7 protein-coding genes are annotated in these 7,198 nt (G+C 44.0%); all 7 read left to right on the plus strand.

Features of this window, described 5'->3' with window-relative positions; all coding sequences use genetic code 11:
* A partial coding sequence (locus JL57_RS24695; protein WP_034144589.1) for a UxaA family hydrolase occupies positions 1–1,098 on the plus strand: 1,098 nt, incomplete at its 5' end.
* Positions 1,099–1,271: 173 nt separating this feature from the next.
* Positions 1,272–2,315 (plus strand): Ldh family oxidoreductase, encoded by a 1,044-nt coding sequence (locus JL57_RS24700; RefSeq protein WP_034144590.1) that lies wholly within the window; start codon positions 1,272–1,274, stop codon positions 2,313–2,315.
* Between the two features lie 25 nt (positions 2,316–2,340).
* Complete coding sequence (locus tag JL57_RS24705; protein WP_034144591.1) at positions 2,341–2,673, plus strand: UxaA family hydrolase; 333 nt, start codon at positions 2,341–2,343, stop codon at positions 2,671–2,673.
* Positions 2,660–3,829, plus strand: a complete 1,170-nt coding sequence (locus JL57_RS24710; RefSeq protein ID WP_034144592.1) for a UxaA family hydrolase — start codon at positions 2,660–2,662, stop codon at positions 3,827–3,829. The genes JL57_RS24705 and JL57_RS24710 overlap by 14 nt, the downstream gene beginning before the upstream one ends.
* Before the next feature lie 39 nt (positions 3,830–3,868).
* Positions 3,869–4,897, plus strand: coding sequence for a TRAP transporter substrate-binding protein (locus JL57_RS24715; protein ID WP_291300533.1), 1,029 nt, complete (start codon positions 3,869–3,871; stop codon positions 4,895–4,897).
* A 90-nt stretch (positions 4,898–4,987) separates the two neighbouring features.
* A complete protein-coding gene (locus tag JL57_RS24720; protein WP_045691596.1) occupies positions 4,988–5,461 on the plus strand; it encodes a TRAP transporter small permease in 474 nt (157 codons plus the stop codon).
* 33 nt (positions 5,462–5,494) lie between these two features.
* The gene (locus tag JL57_RS24725; RefSeq protein WP_034144594.1) at positions 5,495–6,769 is read left to right on the plus strand and encodes a TRAP transporter large permease; all 1,275 of its coding nucleotides are present in this window, start codon (positions 5,495–5,497) and stop codon (positions 6,767–6,769) included.
* The last annotated feature ends 429 nt before the right edge of the window (positions 6,770–7,198 follow it).

Consider the following 7,198-nt stretch of genomic DNA (forward strand, 5'->3'; position numbering starts at 1 on the left):
CATGTACTAATTATTCCAGTGGATGATTTATCCAATGCTTCTTGTTTAGCCGTGGAACACAATATAGCCGGAACATTGGCAATTCCCCATCCTTATGGACGCCTTCAATTTGGTGCTGATCTAGAGTTGCACTTCAAAACCTTAATTGGTGCTGGCCGCAACCCGAACGTTGCAGCTGTCGTCATCATCGGAATCGAACCAAACTGGGCTAAGCTAATTGCTGATGGAATTGCTGAGACGGGTAAACCTGTAGCGTATTTCGGTATCGAAGGGTATGGCGATCTGAAAACGATCGAAAGAGCTTCCCGTAAAGCTCAGGAGTTCGTCCAATATGCTACTTCCTTAGAAAAAGTAGAGTGTGAGCTCAAAGATCTGGTCGTCAGCTTCAAATGCGGTGAGTCTGATACCACTACCGGCTTGGCTAGTAACCCAACAGCGGGAGTTGTCGGAGATCGCTTAGTTGAAATGGGTGGCACCGTAATCTTTGGTGAAACTCCGGAAACAACGGGCGCTGAGCATATTCTTGCCAAACACTTCGCAACTCCTGAACTCTCAGAGCAATTTCTTAAGATTCATAAAGACTATATGGATCTCATCGAGTCCAAGGGTGCTGATCTTTTGGGAACTCAGCCGACTCAAGGTAATATTGCCGGTGGTTTAACGACGATCGAGGAAAAAGCACTGGGCAATATCACAAAAGCAGGAAAAACCCCGATCATCGGAGTACTTGCTCCCTGTGAAGAGCCGACCGTACCGGGACGCTACTTCATGGATAGTTCCTCAGCGGCAGCTGAGTGCGTCACGGTTATGATGGCTGCTGGCGCAACCTTGCACATCTTTATCACAGGACAAGGTAATATCGTTGGCAATCCCATCGAGCCCGTGATCAAGATGTCCGCTAATCCGAATACATGCACCAATATGTCTGAGCATATCGATGTGAACATTAGTGGGGTACTGTCTCGTGAAATCAACATGGAACAAGCAGCTGATAAAGTGATGGAGTGTATCGTCAAAACTGCACGTGGTCGCTTGACGGATGCCGAAGCCTTGAACCATAAAGAATTTGTTCTGACTCGTTTATACCCAAGCGCGTAAATGATGCTTTCCATTTCATTCGCTGTGGCTCAAATACTCACTGTTTAAGTTCTGGGGGTTTAAGATTTAATGGAGTAATTATTAAATCTTAAACCCCTTTCTCATGGATAGTCATATTCTTAGAAAAGCAAGTCAATAAAACCTACATATGGGAAAGGAAGGGAAGGGATGAGATGAGTCAACGGTACTCTCCTCAAACGCTGGAAGACTTTTGTCAAGCCCTCTTGATGGCGACTAGGGTCCCTGAGGATGAAGCAAAGATCGTTTCCTCTGTTCTTGTGGATACGAGCTTGGATGGGATTGATACGCATGGAATCAGTCGGTTGCCTATTTATCTATCTCGCTTGATGAATGGGCGCATTAATCCCAAGCCATTGATTCAAAGGAAAATGAACGGTGCAGTCGCCAGTGTGGATGGAGATAACGGCCTGGGTCAACTGGTTGCTTATCGCTCTATGGAAGTGGCGATGGACTTAGCTAAGGAGTTCGGGATCGGTTTCGTCACGGTTAAAAACAGCAATCACTTTGGAGCGGCTTCGACGTATTGCAAAATGGCTGCCAATCAGCAAATGATTGGACAAGCCTATACGAATTCACCCAGTGGTATTCCCCCATGGGGAGGGATAAGTCCTTATTTTGGAACTAATCCCATTTCCTATGGATTCCCCAATGGAGAAGAGCCGGTTATCGTCGATATGTCTTCTTCAACGGTTGCCCGTGGAAATATTATTCTCGCGGCGAAGGAAGGTCGTTCTATACCTGAGGGATGGGCTATCGATAAGGAAGGAAAACCGACGACGGATGCCACAGCAGCGCTGCAAGGTGCAGTTTTACCGGTCGGTGGGGCGAAAGGCTATGCTTTAGCATTGGCAGTCGAAATCATGTCAGGGATCATTAGCGGCTCTGCTTATGGAACTAATGTGGGATGGATTTATGATGATGCTCTTGATCCGGTGAATATTGGACATAGCTTTTTCGCGCTGGATATCTCTCGACTCATGCCTGTGGCGGACTATACTCAAAGAATGAGTGACATGATCGGGGAAATTAAAAAAATCCCGAGGGCTGAGGAAGTCGATGCCATCCGGATTCCAGGTGAACGGCGTCAGTCCATTGCCGAGGAACGCCAAAAGAATGGAATCCCTGTCAATGATGGATTGCTTCAAGAACTCAATGAACTCGCTGGAAAATTCGACCTTCCATTCTTGAATAAATAAAACAATCCAAAAGGAGGAGTGTAAATTGTCGTTCAAAGTGGCTTTGGTAGTTGATCCTGATAGGGACAATGTAGCCACAATTCTCCGCAAAAGGGTTGAAATTGGCGAGACCCTTGTGTTTTCAGTAGGAGAAAAAGAGTTTCAAATCGCTGTCAGGTCTGATATTCCATACGGTCATAAGCTTGCCATCAGTCCCATAAAAACAGGGGAGGCAGTCATAAAATATGGGACAGTGATTGGAAAAGCTACAGTAAATATCGAAATTGGCGAACACGTTCACGTTCATAATATTGATAGTTTCCGTGGACGAGGAGACTTAGTTAAGGAGAAGGGAGTTGTCCAAAATGGCGAACTTTAGAGGATACATTCGACCGGACGGCTCTGTAGGTGTTCGAAATTATATTTTAATTCTCTCTGCGACTATTTATGCCAATAGTGTTGTCGAAAGAATAGCCAACTCGATTTTAGGTGCTGTACCGGTAACTCATCATTTGGGTCGAGCCCAAACAAAATCAGATAGTAAGCAGACCTTTGAGATTTTATGCTCCATGGGGAAACATCCGAATGTTGGTGGAGTAGTTATAGTTGACCACTTTAGAGAAGACCTTTGTAATGTTGACGATATTGGCCATGAAATTTCTAAAACAGGTAAACTGGTAGCTACCGTTAATATAAGGGACAGCGGTGGAGCAGTAAAGGCAGTTGCCGAAGGCACTCTTAAAGCTATGGAAATAACTCGCCAGATTTCTACATGCAAAAGAGAAGAAGTTTCGATTTCAGAGTTTCTCTTCGGATTAAACTGCGGAACTTCGGATACAACATCGGGATTATCGTCAAATCCGGCTTTAGGTTTTTGCTCGGATCGTATCATCCGAGCAGGGGGAAGGTCTATTCTTGCCGAACTGCCAGAACTTATGGGGGCTGAGGAGTGGTTGGCTTCAAAAGCAGTTAATGCAGATGTAGCGGACAGAATTTGGCATCAAATTCGCGGTTACGAGGAGCGTATTTTAGCCACAGGGGAAGATATACGGGGTTCTCAGCCTACTGCAGATAATATACTGGGCGGATTAAGCACAATCGAGGAAAAGTCGCTGGGAGGTGCCAAGAAAAGCGGTTTCGCTTTAATTCAAGATGTTATTGGTCTTGGTGAAACTCCAGGAAAAACTCCAGGAGTCTATCTCATGTATACCCCCGGACATGGCAGTGAATCCATTACAGCCATTGCTGCGGCGGGTGCCCAAGCTCTTGTTTTCTCTACCGGTGGCGGGCATACGATTGCTCATCCCATTATGCCTACAATCAAAGTGACTGGTAATGCCACCTCTTATGGTTTGATGGAGGACACTGTTGATATCGATCTATCCGGGATTCTAGAAGGAGATCTTTCATTGGAAGCGGCCGGGGACCTGATTTATGATGAACTTGTAGAGGTGCTCTCAGGCAAACTTACAAAAAGTGAGATTCTGAAGGAAGCGACAGGCTTTGCTATACACAGAGTTGGGTTAAGCATCTAAATTGATCCTGTAAATATAAATTAAGTAGGGGGAAGAATAATGAAAAAAAATCTTCGTAAATTTGTAGTCTTAGCAGCCGTTTCATTATTGTCATTAGGACTTATAGGGTGCGGAGCACAATCTAGTTCTCCTGAAACCGAAAAAAAGCAAATCGTCTTAAAAGTTGGACACGTGATGCCTGACAGTCACCACTTCCAGAAAGGATTAGAAAAGTTTGCGGAACTTGCTGCTCAGAAAACAAATAACCAAGTTAAGGTTGAGATTTTCGCTAGTGGTGCTCTAGGCGGTACACGCGAAAGGGTTGAGGCTGTTAAAGCGGGTACTGGGGATATGGAATTAAGTGGTACAACTCAATTGGCAGCCTTTATTCCTCAATATTACGTTATGGACATGCCCTTCTTATTTAAGAGCTATGAGCATGTCGATGCAGTGCTTGATGGTAAAATTGGAAAAGATATGGCTATATTGGCTGAGAAGCAAGGTTTTAAGGTTCTAGGTTGGGCAGAAAACGGATTCCGTGATGTTTTCAATAAATACCGTCCTGTTAACACTATTGAAGATCTCAAGGGTTTAAAACTAAGAGTATTTCCTAACCAAGTGTATGTAGGTACTTTCAAGGCACTTGGAGCAATGCCCATGACAACTGACTGGGGTGAACTCTATACAGCTCTTTCCCAAGGGAGTGTTGATGGAGCTGAAGCTGCAGAAGCTCACTTCATGACTGGCAAGTTCTACGAAGCTAACCAAAAGTATTTCTCTTTGACTAAGCACATGTATGTGCCAATGGCCCTTATTATGAATCTCGACAAATACAACAAACTTCCAGCTGATGTTCAAAAAGCAGTATTAGAAGCAGCCGATGAAGCGACTAAATTTCAGCGTAAGCTAGCTCGTGAAGAGTCCATTAAATATCAACAAGAGATGGAGACTAAGGGAGTAAAAGTCAATGAAGTTGCTAACTTCGAACCCTTCATTAAAGCTACTGCTTCTGTCTACACCGAGTGGGAGCCGAAAATCGGTAAAGACTTAGTCGATGCTGTCCGTAATGCTGATCCCAATAAGAAATAAGCTTTTAGTTTCTAACTAGGCCAGATATGCTTGCGACGGGGTAAAAACCTCGTCGCGTTTTATAAAACCTGGAGGTGCATAAGTTTGACAGTGTTAAGCAGGTTTTCTGATTGGTTATTTAGTGCTATAAAAGTTCTTCTTTTCGCCATAATCTTGGTTATGACAATCGCGGGCTTTCTACAGGTTGCTACCCGTTATCTTTTATCTACGCCCCTACCCTGGTCTGAAGAATTAACCCGTTATTTATTCGTGTGGCTAACATTTTTTGGCAGTGCTGCTGCTGTCAAAAAAAAAGCTCATATCAATATGGAATTAATGTTAGATAAGCTGCCTCCGACTGGTAAGAAGATTATTCAACTAATTGCTGATGCAGCCTTCTTGGGTTTAAGTATATTCATAACTGTGTATGGTCTTAAACTGTCAATCCAGAATTGGACACAAAAATCTGATGCAATGGGAATTCCAATGACTCTACCTTATTTGGCAATTCCTATTGGTGGGTTTATAATGGCATTTTTTATCTTTGAAATTATGCTGAGTCGAGTGGCCAAACAGCATAATTAAGGATGTCAACTTAAATACAGGAGGCTTACAAGTATGTTAACTGCGTTACTAATAATTTTTGTATTGGGTCTTGCTATTGGCGTTCCTGTAGCTGTGGCATTAATCCTGGGGGCTATGGGTGGGTTGGCTATTTCCGGAGTACCTCTAATGATAGTACCTCAGAAAATGTTCTCTGCAGTCGATGCATACTCTTTGCTAGCAATTCCGTTTTTTATATTGGCTGGTGCGCTTATGCAAACGGGTGGTATGGGACAAAGACTCGTTCGTTTAGCTTCAGCTTTGGTTGGAACATTGCCCGGCGGGTTAGCAATGGTTTCCGTCGTTGCGAGTATGTTCTTTGGTGCCTTGACAGGCTCCGCTCCCGCTACCACAGCGGCAGTTGGGGGAATTACAATCCCTGAAATGAATAAGAAAGGTTACGATCCCCGTTTTTCTGCTTCCCTTTTAGCAAGTGCAGGAATTCTTGGAGTACTTATTCCTCCAAGCATTCCACTGGTTCTATACGGAGTAGCAACGAATACTTCAATCGCCAAACTTTTTGCTGCGGGAGTAATGCCTGGAGTAATTTTAGGTCTTGTCCTAATGGGCTACTCTTACTATACTTCGGTAAAGAACGGCTATAAAGGAGAAGGACGGATAGCTGTTAAAGAGTTGTGGAGTGCCTTCAAAGAGTCTTTGTTAGCCTTACTAATGCCAGTCATTATATTAGGAGGTATCTACGGAGGGTTCTTCACTCCTACGGAAGCTGCTGTAATAGCATCAGTTTACGCTTTTATCATTGGCGGATTGGTATATCGGGAAATTAAGTTGAAAGACCTTCCGGCCATTGGATATTCAGTCGCGGAAAGTACGGCAACTATCATGTTAGTCGTAGCCGCAGCCACTCTTTTTGGTTGGTTAATGACAAATGAGGGAATTCCAGTCATCCTCACTAAAGGTATTCTTAATATTTCCAGTAATCCATTTTTGATTTTGTTGCTGCTAAACATTGTTTTCTTAGTGACAGGTATGTTTATGAATCAAGGGCCAGCAATCCTGATTTTAGCGCCAATAGTATTGCCGATTATCACAAAACTTGGCGTAGACCCAATCTTCTACGGAGCGATTATGACAATGGTTTTAAGTCTTGGACAAGTAACACCACCGGTTGCTCTATCTCTGTTTGTATCCAGTAAGATAGTTAATATCCCGGTCGAAAAGATAGTCCCAACATTAATGCCCATGTTAATAGCCATGGTTATAGCTGCTTTGATTCTGACTTACCTACCAAGAGTGGTCATGTTTGTGCCAAATTTATTTGGAATGTAGCATAACTGAAGTCTAATATTTCCTTCTTAAGGTGTAAAAGAAGCATAGTTTGAGTGTTGGGGTGCAGGATGTATATTCTGCACCTTGTTGTGCGCCGGGCAGTTCTATTTGTATTGGAGGATTAAAGTTCCTCTGTGCGCCGATTCCATTCGGAAGCACTAGCTAACAGACAGGGCGTCGTCCGTGAGGAGGGGTCCGGAGGGTCTGAAGGCAAACTGTGGAACGGAGCGAAAGCGAACCGATGCAGGCTGGTTTGGTGGGTAACTTTGCAAGATGTGAGAAAGCCCGATAAATGGAAATAGCCAAATTAGTTAAGACGGTCGAGTTCACAGGGAGGCAAGTAGGATGACCTCGGGAGATCTCGCAGTGCCCGTGGAACGGTAACCTGACCTGCAAGGAGTGGTACTCTAAGTGGTCAACTATGCATTG

The organism is Desulfosporosinus sp. BICA1-9, assembly GCF_000802135.1.